This is a genomic window from Sphingobacteriales bacterium (genome assembly GCA_016711285.1).
GTDB lineage: Bacteria > Bacteroidota > Bacteroidia > Chitinophagales > UBA2359 > JADJTG01.
Genome location: JADJTG010000013.1, coordinates 18,404 through 37,500, shown reverse-complemented (window position 1 = coordinate 37,500; position 19,097 = coordinate 18,404). Strand labels below are relative to the sequence as shown.

Sequence of the window (19,097 nt, the reverse complement as noted above, 5' to 3'; positions counted from 1 at the left end):
CGAAGAAGGACGTGGCAAGCTGCGAAAAGTTACGGGGAGCTGCAAGCGAGCGAAGAACCGTAAATGTCCGAATGGGGCAACCCACCCGCAAGGGTATCCAGCAATGGAGGCAAACGTGGGGAACTGAAACATCTAAGTACCTACAGGAAAAGAAAACAAAAGTGATTCTGCGAGTAGTGGCGAGCGAAAGCGGAATAGCCCAAACCGTACAACAAAGTTATACGGGGTTGAAGGACTGCGAGATCAGGCGTTAATCGGAAGTAGAAAGGTCTGGGAAGGCCTACGAAACAGGGTGAGAGTCCCGTAGACGTAACGATGACAACTGTAGCAGTATCCTGAGTAAGGCGGGACCGGAGAAATCCTGTCTGAATCAGCCGGCACCATCCGGCAAGGCTAAATAAGAAGAGAAGACCGATAGTGAACCAGTACTGTGAAGGAAAGGTGAAAAGCACCGTGAGTAACGGAGTGAAATAGACCTGAAACCTTGCGCTTACAAGCGGTCGGAGCTGCCGAAAGGCAGTGACGGCGTGCCTTTTGCATAATGAGCCTACGAGTTGCAACTTACTAGCGAGGTTAAGTGTAAAGATACACGTAGCCGTAGCGAAAGCGAGTCTTAACAGGGCGCGATAGTTAGTAGGTGCAGACGCGAAACCTAGTGATCTACCCTTGAGCAGGTTGAAGGTTGGGTAAAACCAACTGGAGGACCGAACTGGTAAACGTTGAAAAGTTTTCGGATGACTTGAGGGTAGGGGTGAAAGGCTAATCAAACTGGGAGATAGCTCGTACTCCCCGAAATGCATTTAGGTGCAGCCTTGCTTTACAAACTACTGCGGAGGTAGAGCTACTGATAGGGCTAGGGGCTTCACAGCCTACCAACCCCTGACAAACTCCGAATGCCGTAGTAGAAGAAGCAGGAGTGAGGGGTGTGGGTGCTAAGGTCCGTATCCGAGAGGGAATCAACCCAGACTATCTGCTAAGGTCCCCAAATCTATACTAAGTTGGTTAAACGTGGTGTGGTTGCATTGACAGCTAGGATGTTTGCTTGGAAGCAGCAATTCATTTAAAGAGTGCGTAACAGCTCACTAGTCGAGTGACGATGCGCGGAAAATAATCGGGCATAAAGCATAGTACCGAAGCTATGGATTCATAGAAATATGAGTGGTAGGGGAGCATTATAATCGCGGCGAATGTCATCTGTGAGGATGGCTGGAGCAATTATAAAAGCAAATGTAGGCATAAGTAACGATAATCCCAATGAGAATATGGGACACCGAAAGACTAAGGGTTCCTGATCAACGTTCGTCGGATCAGGGTTAGTCGGGACCTAAAGGCGCACCCGCGAGGGGAAGCCGATGGAAAATCTGTTAATATTCAGATACCTGTTGTAACTGCGAAGGGGCGACGGAGAGGTAGAACGACTGCGCACTGACGGAATAGTGCGTTAAAGCTGGTAGGCGATGAATCAAGTAGGCAAATCCGCTTGAGGAGCAGAAAGGCGAAAGTACCGCAAATCTACGGAGGCGCGGATAATGTCGGGAAACGGACTTCCAAGAAAACCCTCTAAGCTATAGGTTACGACAGCTCGTACCGCAAACCGACACAGGTAGTCGAGGAGAGAATCCTAAGGTGCTCGAGTGAATCGTGGCTAAGGAACTAGGCAAAAAGGTCTCGTAACTTCGGGAGAAGAGACGCTTGCTGCAAGGCAAGCCGCAGTGAATAGGCCCAGGCGACTGTTTAACAAAAACACAGGACACTGCCAAGTTGAGAAATGAAGTATAGTGTCTGACACCTGCCCGGTGCTGGAAGGTTAAGGAAGGTGCTTAGCGCAAGCGAAGGCATTGACTGAAGCCCCAGTAAACGGCGGCCGTAACTATAACGGTCCTAAGGTAGCGAAATTCCTTGTCGGGTAAGTTCCGACCTGCACGAATGGTGTAACGATCTGGGCGCTGTCTCGGCCACGAGCTCGGTGAAATTGTAGTAGCGGTGAAGATGCCGCTTACCCGCATCGGGACGGAAAGACCCCGTGAACCTTCACTATAACTTAACATAGATTTTGAATTAACGATGTGTAGGATAGGTGGGACGCTACGAGATATGTACGCTAGTATGTATGGAGCGGCCGTTGAAATACCACCCTTTGTTGATTTAGAATCTAACTCTCTGGAATAGAGAGGACGGTGTTTGGTGGGTAGTTTGACTGGGGTGGTCGCCTCCTAAAAAGTAACGGAGGCTCGCAAAGGTTCCCTCAGCGCGCTTGGCAACCGCGCAAAGAGCGTATTAGTACAAGGGAGCTTGACTGTGAGACAGACAAGTCGAGCAGGTGCGAAAGCAGGCTAAAGTGATCCGGTGGTTCCGCATGGAAGGGCCATCGCTCAAAGGATAAAAGGTACTCCGGGGATAACAGGCTGATCGCACCCAAGAGCTCATATCGACGGTGCGGTTTGGCACCTCGATGTCGGCTCGTCACATCCTGGGGCTGGAGAAGGTCCCAAAGGGTTGGGCTGTTCGCCCATTAAAGTGGCACGCGAGCTGGGTTCAGAACGTCGCAAGACAGTTCGGTCCCTATCTGATGCGGGCGTAAGAGATTTGAGAAGGGCTATCATTAGTACGAGAGGACCGTGATGGACGCACCGCTAGTGAACCTGTTGTCACGCCAGTGGCACGGCAGGGTAGCTATGTGCGGAAGAGATAAGCGCTGAAAGCATCTAAGCGCGAAACTCGCTTCAAGATGAGATCTCTGATTAAGGGTCGTGGAAGAATACCACGTTGATAGGTAGTAGGTGTAAAGGTGGTGACATCAAAGCCGAGCTATACTAATAACCCGTAAGCTTTCAATAATTATTAAGGTATGTGGAAACTGAAGAGGCAGAAGCATACATTATAAATTTATGACTGAAAGCAACCTGAATAGCGAATTTGTAAGTTAATAATGAGCAGTATTTTAGAAATGAGAGCTGCGTTAGGAGTTAATAATTAATCAGATTCAACAGGAAATACTTGCCGAAATAGATTATCTATATAGAACACAGCTGAAAGGCTTAGGGATATATAGGTATAATTATAAGGATATAGTAGTTGTGAAAGACGCCAAATTAGAAGTGTTCTGCAAGCAAACTGAATGCGAAGAGCAGGAAGTGAGAAGTGAAGACGAAGAGCAGAAGAATATTTAGGTATAACAGAAAACTTAATGCCGATATAGTCAATAATTAACAAAAGAAATTATTTTGTGTTGCGGCATGTGTAAGAAACAGTTACACGACTGAACACAAGAGAAAAGAGCAACGGTGGCTATAGCGGAGGGGATCACCTCTTCCCATTCCGAACAGAGCAGTTAAGCCCTCCTGCGCCAATGGTACTGTACTAAACATACGGGAGAGTAGGTCGCCGCCGAAATATTTAAAATATAGAAGACACACCCCTTGTTTGCACGAGTTTTGCGAGCAGGGGGTGTGTTACTTTTGCACAATACACATAGATACTCCTATCTCTATCTTCAAGGCATATCCTATTTATATTTGATGGATAATTATTTTATATATCATTACCGAACATGACAGATAAGTACGATTCTATCTATATGCAACGCTGCTTAGAATTAGCAGCACAAGCGCAGGGAAATACTTATCCAAATCCTTTGGTAGGAGCAGTAGTGGTACATAACAACAAAATTATCGGCGAGGGCTACCACCACCAAAAAGGATTACCCCATGCAGAAGTAAATGCCATACAATCTATACTGCCGATTAATAAGCATCTTTTATCGCAAAGTACTTTATATGTGAATTTAGAACCTTGCTCTCATTATGGAAGTACGCCGCCTTGTGCACATTTTATTATCAAACACCAAATTCCAAAGGTGGTGTTAGCTTGCAGAGACCCTTTTGATAAAGTGAGTGGAAAAGGTATCGCAATCCTATTGCAAGCGGGTATAGAAGTAGTTGAAGGAGTAGAGCATAATGCGGCTCGTTTGCTGAATCGGCGTTTTTTTACTTATATAGAACAAAAAATACCCTATATCATCTTAAAATGGGCACAAACACAAGATAGTTTTTTTGCCCCGAATACACCACAGCAGCAGTGGATTAGCAACGCCTTGACCAAACGTGTAGCACACCGCTGGCGTACCCAAGAACAAGCTGTATTAATTGGTACTCATACAGCCCTCATAGATAACCCACAATTGACCGCCCGCTATTGGCAGGGAAAAAATCCTTTGCGCTGTGTTGTAGATAAATCGCTGCAATTGCCTTTGGAATTATCTATATTTAATCACGATGCTCCTACTTTAATTTTTACAGACCTTCGAACTCCTGTTCCTGCATATTCTTCTATGTTCCATATTCAATACCAAAAAATTGATTTTCAGGAAGATATAATTAAACAAATTATTGATTGTTTGTATAGTAAAAATATTCAATCACTGATAGTAGAAGGTGGGGCAGAGCTTATCAACAGCTTTTTGACAGCAGGAATATGGCATGAGGCACGAGTATTTGAAGCACCGGTACATTGGGGGAAAGGAAAACGCGCACCGCTTATATCTACAACTCCACAACAAAGCCACCAGATTGGCGATAATTTTTTATTTACCTATTTTAATCCCACCCATTCAATTATTTAATTACATACAAAACTACAAAAAAGTATGTTTTATTTGTTGCTCTCGGTTTTTTGTTCCTGTGCCAACATCTATTTATTTAAAATATTCGGTCGGCGGCAAATGGATACCCTGCCTATAATAGCTCTGAATTATTTTGTGTGTATCGGTATTGCGATGTTGTTAAGCGAAAACACTTATTTACTATTGCCGCGGCATCTATTTCAAACATCGTGGCTGCCTTATTCGGTGGCTTTGGGTTGTTTATTTATCAGCACCTTTCAGCTAATGGCATACAGCACTCAAAAAAACGGTATTGCACTGACGAGTGTTGCCAATAAATTATCTATGATAGCACCTATTCTGGTGGCAATTGCAATATATGAAGAAAGTGGAAATACCATAAAAACAACAGGAATTGTGTTGTGTATGGCATCGGTGGCTTTGGTAAGCATATCGGATAAAAAAGCTATCCATTTTGAGCAAAAAATGCCGCGCCTTTTGCTGTTGGTATTGGCATTGAGTGCCTGTATTGAAATATTGATAGATTATAGTCAGCGTTTTAAGTTATCCGAATCAGAATTACCTCTTTTTTTAATGGTATGTTTTGGGATAGCGGGTTGTATCGGAACAACAATATCAGTATGGAAATACCGACATTATTTGCGGGCAATGTTTTCTAAAAAGGTGTTAATAGCGGGGCTATTATTGGGAGTACCAAATTATGGCTCCATGTATTTTTTTATGAAAGCCTTGCAAAAAAGCAATTGGGGCAGTTCGGTAATTTTTCCGCTCAATAATATAGCGGTGGTATTATTATCTATTGCAAGCGGTGTAATTTTATTTGACGAGCGGCTCAATCGTCTGAACTGGATAGGGATTGGCGTTGCATTAATCGGCATTGTATTAATCAGTATCGGCAAATAAGAAAGTGCTTTGTTTTTTATTCATTTTTTTTATAATTTTTGGAAAAAAAGCCGATTACTCAGGGTCGGCGGCGGTGGGCTCTTGCGGAATAAGTAAACGTGTACTTTGATAAGCATATTGAATATCAGAATGTTGCTCAAAAGCCGTTAAAATTTCCTCCCAAATACTTTGTTCCAAAGAACGGCGGGAGCGCGGGTCGCAAATAGTGCGGATAGTAAACAAAATACCGTTATCGCGCCCACGCACATACACCAAAGGTGTAAATTTGCTGTAAAGAATCAAATATTTGGAAGAAGATTGTCGGTATAATCGCTCGGCATCGGCAACCAGTGGTTTACTTTTTTCATTCACAATCTCTTCAATAATACTTTTAGCTTTTCTCCAATTACTTTGATAAGTGAGTGTGAGTGAAATTTCGTGCCATATATAATAAAAGCCCATTGTATAATTAGCAAGCGGCTCGCTCCCGAGTCTGCCGTTGGGAATATGAATAATACGTCCCGAACTTTGGTCGCCGTCAATCCAGTTACCGATTTCGTTGATAGTAAATTGAAACAGACTTATATCAATGACATCGCCGGCATCGCTGCCGAGTTGGATACGGTCGCCCAAAACAAAAGGCTTTCGGATAATGATATACAGCCACGCGGCTATATTAGAAAGCGGATTTTGCAAAGCAATGGCAATACCCGCCGACAAAATACCGATATAGGTAAGCAGAGAATCTACAAAATTGAACCAAATACGCCCTACCAAAAGCATAGCTAATACAAAAGCCAGCCACCAAGTATTGCGCCTCCAGTAATAATGACTGGGGCGATGTTTGCTGAGAGAAAAAAGAAGGGTGAGAAATAGTTTTCGCAACAGAATAATTCCCAGCACTACCGCAAAAGAAGTAAACACACGCTGTTGCAAAACGGGAGACAATCCCAATACCTTTTGCAGCCAAGATTCAATATTTAGTATGATTCCTTCCATTATTCAAAAAAAACACACATAATTACAAACAAAAATATAGTGCCAAAAGAGTTTTTTGTTAAAAAAATATGAAAAATAAGTCAAAAAGCGGAAATTTGCCCTTCGGTATTATAGATACTCCAATAAAAATATGAATACATTACATTTTGGGCTTACACATTTGCCGCAGCGAAGCAAGAGTCCTCGCAGCGAAGGATTAACGATGGTGATGGATAAGGGTTTATCAATATCAGATGCAAGAGGTTTGGTAGAAACCGCCGGACAGTACATAGATTTTATAAAAATAGGCTTTGGTTCGGCAGCGATTACCCCCAATTTAAAAGAAAAATTAAACATCTATCGCCAAGCCAATATCCGTTTTTATTTTGGCGGCACTTTATTTGAAGCGTTTGTAGTGCGCGATATGTTGGCACAATACGAGGCTCTGTTAGAAGAATTTGAGGTAAAAGTGATGGAAATATCAGACGGTTGTATTCAAATAGAGCACAGTTTGAAGTGTGAGTATATCCGGCATTTTGCACAACGCTATACAGTATTGTCGGAGGTAGGCTCAAAGGATAAAGAAGTGATATTGCCGCCGTATAAGTGGGTAGAAATGATAGAAGCGGAATTGGAGGCAGGTGCTTGGAAAATCATCGCCGAATCGCGGGAAGGCGGCACTATCGGCATCTACCGCTCAACAGGCGAGGTGCGAATGGGTTTGATAGACGAAATCTTGAACAAAATAGCGGCGGAACAAATAATATGGGAAGCTCCTCAAAAAGTGCAGCAGGAGTGGTTTATCAAAAAATTAGGAGCGAATGTAAATTTGGGAAATATTCCCAGCAATGAAGTCATTGCCTTAGAAACGTTGCGTATCGGCTTGCGCGGCGATACTTTTTTTCAATATCTGCCTCGCTAATCCTCTTCCTGTCATCACAGAAGCGAATATATTTTTAATTTATTCAAACTCAAATTCCTCCCAAATTGTTATTATATGAAAACACAGTTACCATTAACCAAAAATGCCAATATAGAACAGGCGGAAGTTTTGGTGTCGGGAAAAACGACATTTTTTCGTATGAAAAACTTAGATTTATTTCTCGAAGCCCTGAAAAACCTTAAAACGGTAGGCACGGTAACGGCGAGTTCTAAATATGCCATTCGTAAAATGTTGCGTCCGATAGATTTTTCCAAAGCTAATTTGATTGTAGAATTCGGAGCGGGTGATGGCTGCATTACGCAGCGCATTTTGGAAAAAATGAAACCCGATGCTACGCTGTTGAGCTTTGAGATAAACGATAAATTTTGCGAAGTGCTGAACGAAATAGCCGCCCAAGACCGCCGCTTGCATGTAATCAAAGATTCGGCAGAAAACGTGCAGCACTATCTGGCTCGTTTTACGGATACCGCCGAGTGTAGCCATGTTATTTCAGCATTGCCGCTTTCGCTGCTTCCGGCGCAGGTACTCAACAATATTTTAGCGGCTTCTCACCATATTTTGCGCAAAGGCGGTTATTTTATCCAAATACAATATTCCCCTATTTCATACAAAGATTTAAAACGCTATTTTAAGTATATTGACTTAAAAATAGCAGTGCGCAACATACCGCCTGCCTTATTATATTTTTGCTACAATCGTCCTGAAAAAAAGTAGAAAAAGCGTAGTAAAATCAAACGCGCTGCAAGAAGGTTCTATTCCTGTTTTTTGAGTACTTCAATATTGCTTTGTGCAACGGCAATATTTTTTTGTGCCATTTCCCACAAAGAACTGTCGTGGGGTATTTGCTGATAAGTAGCCACAGCGAGTAAAAAATACTGTTCGGCTTGTTTTGCCGTATCCTTCAAATATTTTTGTGTTTGCAAAGAAGGCATTGTTTTAATTTTCTGGCGTTCTTCTTTCCACATCAAAGCCTGCTCCAAACCCTGCTGAAAAAACTCATAAGCGCGGCGAGCCGTTTCGAGGGTCGTAAAATGCTGCTGTTGTTTTTCGAGCGATTGGCGGTTGTTGCGAAGGGTACGGATATTTTGTTGGGCGGTGTTGTAATGTACGGAATCGGAAGGCAATACTTTATTGAAATAATACTCCGCCAACAACATCAAAGAGTCGGTAGTATGCAAATTTTTTTGCCAAAGATACAGCGTATCGGGCGGCGGCATTTGCTGTATATCCGCCATACGCTGCGATAAAACCTGATACCTTTCCGCAGATTGCTCCGATAGTTCATAACCTATATCAAAATTGCTTTTTCCGTAGGCTTCGTCAAAATTATACACCATTGATTTCAGTTCGCCGAGCAATTTTCCATTATTTTCAATAATATTCAAATTGTGTTGCCGCAGGGCAAATTCGGGCGTTTCAATATCGGTGATGTTCAAATAAGCATCTTGAGCCGCCTGCAAACATTGTTCGGCGGCGGCAATACGCTGTTTAAGGTCGCCTACATCGGCAGTCTGTTTTTTTGTGCGCGAATTTTCAATGGTTTTCGTGCAATAATCATAATGAAGCAATGATTCTTTAATATAGTAATTGCCCAAAATAGCATAAGCGCGGCTGTTGGCGGGGTCGCATTGCAAAATGCGCCGCACTTCGGCTTTGGTATTGGCGTGAATATCTGCCCGTTCAAATGCAGCAATCGTATCGTTGAAGCTAAAAGGCTGCGGCGGTATTTGTCGGAGGTGCTTGTTTATTTTTTTCTTTCCTTGTAAAAAAATAGCTTTTGTCACCGGATTTTCCACCAATTGCCACATGGGGTCGTCGGGATAATGAGTAGGAAGAAAATATTTGGGATTGGCTAAAAAGAAATCGGCAGCAAATAAATGTATAAAAAGAGAATCGTTTTGTTGTATATTTTGATGAGCCACTGCCGCCCAAGTATTATCTATAAGATACCAAACATTCTGTATTTTCACTACATTCCAGGCGTGCCCTGTTGTTTGCAAAATTCCGTAATCATCGGTTACGCTGCCAATAACAGTACGGCACGCAATACCTTGTACATCACATAAAGCCTGCAACAAATTGGAGTAGCCCACACATACCGCCTTGCCGGTGCTCAACACTTGCGGAGCTTGGTGCGAAAAATTGAGTGCATTTTCGGAAATATCATTTTGCTCTATTTTTTGCAACAAATCATCGTCATAGCGGATATTGCGGCAAATCCACATAAAAAAAACAGCTACTTTTTCAAGGTCATCGTTGCTATACCGACAAAGTTGTTGGGATAGTTGCTCTACATTTTTAACGGCGGCGGGCGGCACTTGTCGGGCGATAGGTGCGGCGGTGGTGAGCAAATCGTGAGGGTTTTGCGCTGCTACCATTAGCCCACAGTTCACTATCAACACCATTGCTATGATGCGAAATAAGAGAAGTCTTAGGTTTTGTTTCAAAAAATAAAAAAGGTTTTTCATTTTATTCCCCCTAAAAAAAAGAAAAAAATCACATTGCTTTTTTGCCGTCTGCTTTTATCCATTGCTGCACACGCTCGTATAATAAAGCTGAACTTTCGGCAACAACTCCACCGTAAATAGCCTGCTCCAAATCATTGATGAGGGTATTGAGACGAGCAATTTGTGTTGTTTGCATTTGCTTTTCGGCGAGTTGCGATTGCATCGCCGATTTGGATATATTTGTTATGTTGATTTGATATTGTTCCTGAATATACTGCTGAAGCTGATGCAACGCACGTTCTTTTTCGCCAGAAGGCGGTTTGGGTTGGTATATTTCGTGTTCAGGCGTTGCTGTTTTTGTCAATATGGGATTTGTTTTGCCCGCAGCAGATTTTTTTGCAGTATCTTCTTTGCGTGTATTTATGTTTTTTATCACTTCTTTTTTTGGAGCATTAAAAAACCGAAAACCTTTAAAAATAAACACTCCCGCTGCCATCAGCAAAAGCACGTACAGAAGCCATTTCCACCACGCAGTTTCCGAAGCATCATCGGCGAAGTTGCCATCGTCATTAGCCGCAGGCATATTATAAGCGGCGGCATCGCTTACAGATAAGGTAGGCATTGAAGAATGGCTTTGCACGGTTTCATATTGGCGAGTTTGAGGATTAAAGAAAGAAAAAAGAAGCGGATTAAATGTAAAATTTCCTTTTTGGGTAGGAGTAATTTGGTAATAAAAAACTCGTTTGCCGCTAAGTTGTTTGTTCTGAGCCGCCGACTGAAAATCGCTGTCGCTTTGTACTTCGCCCGCTTGCTGCACCATACCGACGGGCAGTTGCAGAGCAGGAGCTTGGAGCAAGGGCAAAGTTCCGCTTCCTTCCACAGTTACTTTCAATTGCAGCACTTCGCCAACGGAGGCATTGGATTTATCCAGCTCCTGCGCCACTGAAAAATTGCCCACAGCCCCCTGAAAACTATCGGGCGCACCCTCCGAAGGCAGTTCAGCCACTTGCAATTTTTCGGTGTTAGTGGTAAGTTTTCTTTCTTCGTAATCGTAGAAAATTCCAAAACTGCCGCCGCCCACCTGAAAATTAGCCTCAATGCTCATAGCAGGTACTTCGAGGGTAGCTGCCTGCTGCGGAAAAATCGCAAAACGTTTGAGCAATTGGCGCGTATAACGTTTTCCTTCTTGCGTAACACTTTCAGCGGGCAACTGTTGCGGCGTAATATCTTCCGTCCAAAATCCGGTAAAAGTTGGAATTTCAGTAGTGGCATAATCAACAATATTCACCGTAGTATAAATTGCGTATTCGGCAATAATTTGCTCACCGACTACTGCCTCATTTTGGCTGAGGTCTAATTGCATAAAAGCCTCGCCGGAACTGCCACCGCCGGACATTTGCGGGTCGGGGTCAGGGAAAGGGAAATTGGGAATATTCGGAAAAGGCTGAGTATTGCGCGGTTGGCGCAGCCTATGCGAGCCATTGCCCTGCACGGCTTCTACACGAAATATTTTTGTTTTAAGCACTTTGCCGCCTACTTCCACACTGGCAGCAGGAAGTGTATAAGTTCCGGCTTCTTCTACAAGCAATCTATAACCTATTGATTGTTTTTTGCTGATATCTCCATTGATGATAGCATAAGAAGTAGAACGATTCGGACCGCCCACCATTTTCAGTCGGGCATCAAAAGCAGGTGCTTTAAACTGATTCAACTCGGCATCTTCCAGCACATAAATCACATCAAAAGGCTCGCCCACATATACTTCTTCTGGCGCATCTATATAAAAACTCTGTGCTGCCAGCCATTGCTGATTGCCACATAATAAACACAGCAACAACAGCCAACAATAATGGAAAGGTCGCTGATTATTGACAGGAAAAATTTTTAAAAAAACTGACGATATCCCAGCTATCATACACCGATAAACATTATTATTTTACACACACCCAAAAAAGTAAATATTTTGCTTTGATAATGCGTGATGTCACAAACAAAAAGGTAATAAAAAAAACAAAAAAATCAGGTAAATGTTGCTCTTTTATAAAAAACGAATGATTTTGCAGCAAAAATATACATTTCATTAGGAATACATAGAATATTATTTATTTTTTTAATATAAAATAACAAAAAGTAAGCATATATTTATGTGTATAATGTATAGATACAAATTTGAAATATAATTTAATTTTACAACATTTTTAGAGATAAAAAAATAAAAAGAGATGGTAAACCCTGAAATATTACGAGCTTATATGATGGGCGCAGCAACACCCGAAACCGCGCAGCGATGGAGCGGTAAGCCCTTGAAAAACGACCTGCACCGTGATAAATCGACGGCTAAAGTCAGCAAAAACACCATCATAAGCAGCAGCGAAAATTTTGAAATACTACAAGAGCAATTACAACAATCCCTGCAAGCATTGGATACTGCCATTTTGCAGGGAGCAAAAGAAATTCGCCTTATTCACGGAAAAGGACAGCAGAAACTACAACGCGAATTGCACCGTTTATTGAGCGAGCATCGGCAGGTACGCAGCTACCGCCTGAGTAAAGACAAAGGCTCAACGTGGGTAATATTGCGCTAATGAAAAAAAAATCGGGAATAACCTCACGGCTAATCCCGATTACACACACTTTTATAAAAGGTTATTTTTTTACTTAGAACCCTTTTTTGATACTAAAATTTGTTTTTTACTTACTTGATAGCTATTAATAAGTAGATTTATTAATAAAAATAGTTGCACGATACACACAAAAAATATTCACTTTTTTTAAAAAAGATGTATTACATTTAATAATAATGAAAAAAATTGCTTTGTTCAGCACCTTCGACCGCAGTGGCGGAGCAGCTACCGCCTGTTTGCGTCTTGCCGAAGCTCTTGCTCAAAACAAGCAATTCAGCCCACAAATCATCAGCCGCGACCGCACTTTTGAGCACCCGCTTTTGGCAGGAGCACCGTCGTCGTGGTGGCAATGCCAGAAAAACCTCGCACTGCAAGCCATCGAACGACTCGAAATAGCAGCACATTTACGCACTCAAGATACGCTGTATCAATTTTCCATTGCCAGCACCGGTAACGGAGAAATAAGCAATATGCCCGCCGTACAGCAAGCGGATATATTACATTTTCATTGGTTTAATCAAGGTTTTTTATCATTGAAAAATGTGGCTCAATTAGCAAAAGCAAGAAAACCTATCGTGTGGACACTACACGATATGTGGGCATTTACGGGAGGCTGCCATTATGCGGGTACTTGTCGCCATTTTGAACATACTTGCGGACAATGCCCTTTTTTACGCCGCCCTTCGCCACACGATTTATCGGCAGCACATTGGCAGCGCAAGCAAAAAACCTACAAAGCAGTTCCCTTGCTTTGGCACATCGTAACTTGCAGTCGCTGGCTGGCACAGGAGGCACAAAAAAGCACTTTATTGCGCAATGCCACCATCACCGCCATTCCCAATCCGATTGATACGAATTTATTTTCACCGCCCACCCACCGGCACCTGTTGCGTCAGCAATTAAATTTGCCCACCGACAAAAAACTGATACTTTTTGTAGCGATGAAAATGTCAGATCCGCGCAAAGGTTTTGAATATTTGCGACAAGCCCTGTGGCAACTGCACCAAAGCAGCAACAACTACGAATTATTGGTATTAGGCACTGCCGATGACGAATTGCTGCGAGCATTGCCGATGCGGACACACAGCAGCGGCAAACTCAGCGATGCGACAATCATTGCCCGCTACTACGCTGCCGCCGATATTTTTGTGATTCCGTCATTAGAAGAAAACCTGCCGAACACCATTATGGAAGCCTCCGCCTGCGGCATACCTTCGGTGGGTTTTGAAGTGGGGGGTATTCCTGAAATGATAGAAGCGGGCAAAACCGGATTTTTGGCACCCGCCCGCAACAGTCAGGCATTGGCGGCAGCCATACAGCAAGTACTCGAAACACCCGACTACGAAACATTATCGCGGCAGGCGCGCCAAAAAGCCGTAAATGAATACAGCTACCCGATAGTAGCACGACAATATGAAAATATCTATACAAAAAGTTTGGAACAACTACCGAAGCAAAAAGAAATCACCGATTAAATCATTCATAATTTGCAATAAAAACCATTTGATTTTTTAAGTATAAATCCAATAATTTGATTTTTTGGGGCATATTTTGATGTAAAAATATAAAAATTCAACTTTTTACTTTATTTTTACGTTTAAATCCAAATATCAAAAAATAGAATTGTGTTTTTACTGAATCATTTAGCAGTAACAAAGAAAGAATGGAAGAAGAAATAAAATTAAATGACTCACAAAGCCAAGAACCTACTCAGTCAATATTAGAAAAACACGCAGAAGCAATTATATTTGTTTCCGAACAAGCCGTTTCTTTAAAAGATTTAAAAGATACTTTAGAAAAAACATTTGAACAAGCCCTGTCTGAGTCTGTCATAAAAGCCTGTATTGCTGCGATAGCAGATAAATATAAGAGCGAAGATTACGCTTTTGAATTAGTAAACATCAACGAAGGATATCATTTTTTAAGTAAAGCACAATATCATAAAACAATATCTCATTATCTCAATTTAAAATCAAAAAGGCAATTATCCAATGCATCGTTAGAAACTCTATCCATTATCGCTTACAAACAGCCGATTACAAAAGCAGCCATTGAAGAAATACGCGGTGTGAACTGCGATTATGCTGTTCAAAAACTGTTGGATAAAGAATTAATCAGTATTGCAGGCAGAAGCGAGAGTATCGGAAAACCCTTATTATATGCAACAGGAAAATTATTTTTAGATTATTTTGGCTTAAAGGGTATGCAAGATTTACCCAAATTAAAAGAAATTATTATTGAACAAAACGAAATCGGCGAGCGTGAAACAATATCCGAACAAACCCCCACATCAACAGGACGAGAGTCTTAAAAAAGGCAAACCTTTTGTAAAAGGAAAATCTTCCAATACTCCTTTTTTAAAAAAGACAAACCTGCTTCTAATTTGCTGTTTACAAAAAACCGTGAGCAACAAAATGATAACACTGGCTCTGAGCAAGAGCAGGAACGACCTCAATATCAGCAACGCCGCTATCCGAACCCGCGCTATCAGTCGGGCGAAGGCGGCGAAGAAGGCAACCAACAGCAACGCCCGTATCAGCCGCGCCGCTACGACAACAACCGCCCGCAACAAGAGGGCGGCGGCGACTACAATCGCGAGCGACCTCAATACCAGCAACGTCCGTATCAGCCGCGCCGCTACGACAACAACCGCCCGCAACAAGAGGGCGGCGGCGACTACAATCGCGAGCGACCTCAATACCAGCAACGTCCGTATCAGCCGCGCCGCTACGACAACAACCGCCCGCAACAAGAGGGCGGCGGCGACTACAATCGCGAGCGACCTCAATATCAGCAACGCCCATATCAGCCGCACCGCTACGACAACAACCGTCCGCAACAAGAGGGCGGCGACAATCGCGAGCGACCTCAATATCAACAACGCCCGTATCAGCCACGTCGCTACGACAACAACCGCCCGCAACAAGAGGGCGGCGGCGACAATCGCGAGCGACCTCAATACCAACAACGTCCGTATCAGCCGCGCCGCTACGACAACAACCGCCCGCAACAAGAGGGCGGCGGCGAAGGTAATTATCAACAACGCCCGTATCAGCCACGCCGCTACGACAACAACCGCCCGCAACAAGAGGGCGGCGGCGAAGGTAATTATCAACAACGCCCGTATCAGCCACGCCGCTACGACAACAACCGCCCGCAACAAGGGGGGGGCGGCTACGAATCACGCCCGCGCTCAAACAATAATTATGGGCAAGACCGCAACAGGGGCAATTTCCAAAGAGATAATTTCGACAGACCCCAGCGCAAACGCTTTGTTCGCAGTATTCCCGCACCCGAAATCCCCGAGGATCTCAACCCACAGCCTTCCGAATGGAGGCTGAACCGTTATCTTTCCAATGCAGGAATATGCGCCCGCCGCAAAGCCGACGAGCATATCGCTAATGGTGAGGTACAAGTAAATGGCAATGTTGTAACAGAAATGGGTTACAAAGTGAAGCCGGAAGATGAAGTACGTTTTCGCGGAGAAGTGATAATACCGAATAAAAAAGTATATGTATTATTCAATAAACCGAAAGATATAATTTGTACGACCCACGACCCGGAAGGTCGCCGCACGGTGTTGGATTGTTTGGGTGGTGTGCGCGGTGTGGGATTATTCCCGGTAGGTAGGCTTGACCGCAATACTACCGGTTTATTACTCATTACCAACGATGGCGATTTGGCGCAAAAATTATCACACCCCAGCAACGAAGTACACAAAGTTTATTATGTATTGCTCGATCGCGATTTAGAAACGGAAGATATAGAGCAAATACGAAATGGTGTGGAATTAGAGGAAGGCATTGCGCAAGTAGATGATATTCAATATGCAGAAGGCAGCCGTTGCGAAGTAGGGATAGAACTGCACATCGGTTGGAATCGCGTAGTACGCCGTATTTTTGAAAAATTAGGCTACCGCGTAAAACGCTTAGACCGCGTATTATATGCCAATTTGAGCAAAAGAGACCTGCCGCGTTCCAAATGGCGTTATCTTATGCCACAGGAGGTAATCACGCTCAAGCACATGAATCTGAAGTAGGAAATTATATTTTACCGAATATAAAGCCTTCTTGTTTTTGACTTAAAAGTTGAATACAAGAAGGCTTTTTTTATGATATAGAGGTAGAAAAATTTAAAATATTTTTTAAAAAAACAATTAAAAAAAGAACTGTTTTTAGCAAAAAAATGTTTATCTTTCGTACAAAAAAACAGCATAGGATAAATACGAATAAACTTAATTTTTTAACAAATCAGTATTTTTAAAGGTAAAAAACAATGAGTAACGTAACAACAACAGGCGACAAAGAGAAATTAAAAGCATTAGAGCTCACCCTCGACAAATTAAACAAAACGCACGGTAAAGGAACAGTAATGAGATTGGGTGATGCACAAGTAGTAGAAACAGAGGTAATTCCGACAGGTTCTTTGGGTTTGGACATTGCTTTGGGTATCGGTGGTTATCCGAAAGGGCGGATTATAGAAATATTCGGTCCGGAATCTTCGGGCAAAACCACTCTTACCATTCACGCTATTGCCGAAGCTCAAAAGAAGGGAGGCATAGCAGCATTTATAGATGCAGAACACGCTTTTGACAAAAACTATGCACAAGCATTGGGCGTAGATGTGGATAACCTACTCATTGCCCAGCCCGACAGCGGCGAGCAAGCCCTCGAAATTGCCGACCACCTCATTCGTTCGGGAGCTGTTGATATTGTAGTGATTGACTCAGTGGCGGCGTTGGTGCCGCGTGGCGAGTTGGAAGGCGAAATGGGCGACAGCAAAATGGGTTTGCAGGCACGTTTGATGAGTCAGGCATTGCGCAAGCTTACGGGTTCTATCAGCAAAACACATTGCTGCTGTATTTTTATCAACCAGTTGCGCGAAAAAATAGGAGTGATGTTTGGAAATCCCGAAACAACGACCGGCGGTAATGCGCTGAAATTTTATGCTTCGGTGCGCATTGACATTCGCCGCTCCACACAGATTAAAGATGGAGATGAGGCTACGGGTAATCGTACCAAAGCCAAAGTAGTAAAAAACAAAGTAGCACCGCCATTTCGCAGTGCGGAGTTTGATATAATGTATGGTCAGGGCATTTCCAAAACCGGTGAAATTATTGATTTGGGAGCCGAGCATAATATTTTGGATAAAAGCGGCTCTTGGTATAGCTATCAAGGTACAAAAATCGGGCAGGGTCGCGAAAATGCGAAGCAATTTTTGATGGATAATCCCGATGTAGCCGTTGAAATAGAGCAAAAAATTAAAGAGAAAATAAAAGGAAATACAGTTATTCCTTCCTAAAAAACCTTCTCTGAAGAATAAAAGCCGTTGTTGTATTTCACAGCAACGGCTTTTTTATGTTTTTTAGCAAACAGCAATTTTATCCACACGGCGTTGGTGTCTGCCGCCTTCGAAATCAGTGTGTAAAAAAGTATGAACAATATTTTTAGCCTGTTCCAGAGCCGTATATCGTGCCGGAATACAAACGACATTGGCGTTGTTGTGTTGTCGGGCGAGGGTAGCTATTTCGGCAATCCAGCATAGTGCAGCGCGAACCTGTTGGTGCTTGTTGGCGGTGATAGCTACGCCGTTGGCACTACCACAAATCAAAATACCCACTTCACAAGTGGCATTTTCAATGGCTTCGGCGAGTGGGTGTGCGGCATCGGGATAGTCGCTGCTGTCGGCAGAGAAAGTGCCAAAATCGCTGACAGTATAGCCCAGCGCATTGAGCCAAAGGCGGAGGGCTTCTTTATATTCAAAACCGGCGTGGTCGGCGGCGATAGCAATATGGGGGAGTTGTGACATAATAAAATAAAGCAGAAGTGAAAATTATAATTTTTGATAAAAAACTGATTATCAAATAATTGTGTTAAATTATTTTTTAAATAAAATATTTACCCTTCCGTCACACCATTTGCCCATCTTTCATGTGTAGGGTTCTGTGCGCCATAGCAGCGAGGTCGGGATTGTGGGTAACGATAACAAAAGTTTGTCCCATATTTTTACACAAATCAAAAAACAAAGTATGTAAATCGCGGGCATTTTCGGAATCCAAATTACCGGAAGGCTCATCGGCGAGTACGAGAGCCGGCTGATTAATAAGAGCACGCGCCACCGCCACGCGCTGCTGTTCGCCGCCGGAGAGTGCGTTGGGTTTGTGCTGTGCGCGGTGGCTTAATTTCAAAAAATCCAACAACTCCATAGCGCGTTTTTGGGCAATGCTCTCCTTTTGTCCGCCGATGAGTGCGGGCATACAAATATTTTCTACTGCTGTAAATTCGGGCAAAAGATGATGAAACTGAAATACAAAACCAATATGTCGATTGCGAAATTGTGCCAATTTTTTTTCAGACAGTTTTGCAACATCTGTGTTTAAAATAGCAATAGAGCCTTTATCGGCGTGGTCTAATGTGCCGAGCAAATGCAACAAAGTACTTTTGCCTGCCCCCGAAGGTCCCACAATTGCCACCAATTCGGCAGCTTGAATAGTTACGCTTACATCGTGCAACACCGTTAAATTACTATAAGACTTATAAAGATGTCGGGCTTGTATCATCATCACACAAACATACAAAAAACATACAAAAGTACGCAGCTAA

General features: G+C 43.0%; 14 protein-coding genes and 2 rRNA genes (1 of these 16 cut by a window edge). 11 read left to right on the top strand and 5 right to left on the bottom strand.

Annotated features, from left to right (window positions below; translation table 11 throughout):
• The 4 genes from IPL35_09505 to IPL35_09490 all read left to right on the top strand — a co-directional run.
• Positions 1-2,837 (top strand): 23S ribosomal RNA (locus IPL35_09505); it begins 47 nt to the left of the window's first position.
• A 443-nt stretch (positions 2,838-3,280) separates the two neighbouring features.
• Positions 3,281-3,393: ribosomal RNA gene (gene rrf, locus IPL35_09500) — 5S ribosomal RNA — on the top strand.
• 157 nt (positions 3,394-3,550) lie between these two features.
• A complete protein-coding gene (gene ribD / locus IPL35_09495) occupies positions 3,551-4,621 on the top strand; it encodes a bifunctional diaminohydroxyphosphoribosylaminopyrimidine deaminase/5-amino-6-(5-phosphoribosylamino)uracil reductase RibD (GenBank protein MBK8443626.1) in 1,071 nt (356 codons plus the stop codon).
• Between the two features lie 24 nt (positions 4,622-4,645).
• The gene (locus IPL35_09490; GenBank protein ID MBK8443625.1) at positions 4,646-5,524 is read left to right on the top strand and encodes an EamA family transporter; all 879 of its coding nucleotides are present in this window, start codon (positions 4,646-4,648) and stop codon (positions 5,522-5,524) included.
• A gap of 54 nt (positions 5,525-5,578) precedes the next feature.
• Here IPL35_09490 and IPL35_09485 read toward each other — a convergent pair whose 3' ends face one another.
• Positions 5,579-6,502, bottom strand: a complete 924-nt coding sequence (locus tag IPL35_09485) for a mechanosensitive ion channel family protein (GenBank protein ID MBK8443624.1) — start codon at positions 6,500-6,502, stop codon at positions 5,579-5,581.
• A gap of 130 nt (positions 6,503-6,632) precedes the next feature.
• On the opposite strand from IPL35_09485, the gene IPL35_09480 reads away from it, so the two are divergent.
• Both IPL35_09480 and IPL35_09475 read left to right on the top strand, forming a co-directional pair.
• A complete protein-coding gene (locus tag IPL35_09480; GenBank protein ID MBK8443623.1) occupies positions 6,633-7,403 on the top strand; it encodes a phosphosulfolactate synthase in 771 nt (256 codons plus the stop codon).
• 75 nt (positions 7,404-7,478) lie between these two features.
• On the top strand, positions 7,479-8,138 hold the full coding sequence (locus IPL35_09475) for a hypothetical protein (GenBank protein ID MBK8443622.1): 660 nt from the start codon (positions 7,479-7,481) through the stop codon (positions 8,136-8,138).
• 38 nt (positions 8,139-8,176) lie between these two features.
• Here IPL35_09475 and IPL35_09470 read toward each other — a convergent pair whose 3' ends face one another.
• Complete coding sequence (locus IPL35_09470; GenBank protein ID MBK8443621.1) at positions 8,177-9,892, bottom strand: hypothetical protein; 1,716 nt, start codon at positions 9,890-9,892, stop codon at positions 8,177-8,179.
• A gap of 28 nt (positions 9,893-9,920) precedes the next feature.
• Positions 9,921-11,786, bottom strand: coding sequence for a protein BatD (locus tag IPL35_09465; protein MBK8443620.1), 1,866 nt, complete (start codon positions 11,784-11,786; stop codon positions 9,921-9,923).
• 337 nt (positions 11,787-12,123) lie between these two features.
• On the opposite strand from IPL35_09465, the gene IPL35_09460 reads away from it, so the two are divergent.
• The 5 genes from IPL35_09460 (at position 12,124) to recA (ending at position 17,796) form a co-directional block, all read left to right on the top strand.
• A complete protein-coding gene (locus IPL35_09460; protein MBK8443619.1) occupies positions 12,124-12,456 on the top strand; it encodes a Smr/MutS family protein in 333 nt (110 codons plus the stop codon).
• 215 nt (positions 12,457-12,671) lie between these two features.
• Positions 12,672-13,970, top strand: coding sequence for a glycosyltransferase (locus tag IPL35_09455; protein ID MBK8443618.1), 1,299 nt, complete (start codon positions 12,672-12,674; stop codon positions 13,968-13,970).
• 188 nt (positions 13,971-14,158) lie between these two features.
• Positions 14,159-14,806, top strand: coding sequence for an SMC-Scp complex subunit ScpB (scpB, locus tag IPL35_09450; protein ID MBK8443617.1), 648 nt, complete (start codon positions 14,159-14,161; stop codon positions 14,804-14,806).
• 72 nt (positions 14,807-14,878) lie between these two features.
• On the top strand, positions 14,879-16,534 hold the full coding sequence (locus IPL35_09445; GenBank protein ID MBK8443616.1) for a pseudouridine synthase: 1,656 nt from the start codon (positions 14,879-14,881) through the stop codon (positions 16,532-16,534).
• A gap of 236 nt (positions 16,535-16,770) precedes the next feature.
• Positions 16,771-17,796, top strand: a complete 1,026-nt coding sequence (recA, locus tag IPL35_09440; GenBank protein ID MBK8443615.1) for a recombinase RecA — start codon at positions 16,771-16,773, stop codon at positions 17,794-17,796.
• A 63-nt stretch (positions 17,797-17,859) separates the two neighbouring features.
• Here the strand turns inward: recA and rpiB are convergent, their stop codons facing one another.
• Entirely contained in the window at positions 17,860-18,303 is a 444-nt protein-coding gene (gene rpiB / locus IPL35_09435) for a ribose 5-phosphate isomerase B (protein ID MBK8443614.1), read from the bottom strand.
• A 100-nt stretch (positions 18,304-18,403) separates the two neighbouring features.
• Positions 18,404-19,054, bottom strand: coding sequence for an ABC transporter ATP-binding protein (locus IPL35_09430; protein ID MBK8443613.1), 651 nt, complete (start codon positions 19,052-19,054; stop codon positions 18,404-18,406).
• Between the last annotated feature and the right edge of the window lie 43 nt (positions 19,055-19,097).

Excerpts from the sequence above, each read along its gene's own strand:
- IPL35_09460 (MBK8443619.1), top strand. The coding sequence starts at position 12,124 with ATGATGGGCGCAGCAACACCCGAAACCGCGCAGCGATGGAGCGGTAAG.
- IPL35_09430 (MBK8443613.1), bottom strand. The coding sequence starts at position 19,054 with ATGATACAAGCCCGACATCTTTATAAGTCTTATAGTAATTTAACGGTG.
- IPL35_09480 (MBK8443623.1), top strand. The coding sequence starts at position 6,633 with ATGAATACATTACATTTTGGGCTTACACATTTGCCGCAGCGAAGCAAG.
- IPL35_09485 (MBK8443624.1), bottom strand. The coding sequence starts at position 6,502 with ATGGAAGGAATCATACTAAATATTGAATCTTGGCTGCAAAAGGTATTG.
- scpB (MBK8443617.1), top strand. The coding sequence starts at position 14,159 with ATGGAAGAAGAAATAAAATTAAATGACTCACAAAGCCAAGAACCTACT.
- ribD (MBK8443626.1), top strand. The coding sequence starts at position 3,551 with ATGACAGATAAGTACGATTCTATCTATATGCAACGCTGCTTAGAATTA.
- IPL35_09465 (MBK8443620.1), bottom strand. The coding sequence starts at position 11,786 with ATGATAGCTGGGATATCGTCAGTTTTTTTAAAAATTTTTCCTGTCAAT.
- rpiB (MBK8443614.1), bottom strand. The coding sequence starts at position 18,303 with ATGTCACAACTCCCCCATATTGCTATCGCCGCCGACCACGCCGGTTTT.
- IPL35_09470 (MBK8443621.1), bottom strand. The coding sequence starts at position 9,892 with ATGAAAAACCTTTTTTATTTTTTGAAACAAAACCTAAGACTTCTCTTA.
- recA (MBK8443615.1), top strand. The coding sequence starts at position 16,771 with ATGAGTAACGTAACAACAACAGGCGACAAAGAGAAATTAAAAGCATTA.
- IPL35_09475 (MBK8443622.1), top strand. The coding sequence starts at position 7,479 with ATGAAAACACAGTTACCATTAACCAAAAATGCCAATATAGAACAGGCG.
- IPL35_09455 (MBK8443618.1), top strand. The coding sequence starts at position 12,672 with ATGAAAAAAATTGCTTTGTTCAGCACCTTCGACCGCAGTGGCGGAGCA.
- IPL35_09490 (MBK8443625.1), top strand. The coding sequence starts at position 4,646 with ATGTTTTATTTGTTGCTCTCGGTTTTTTGTTCCTGTGCCAACATCTAT.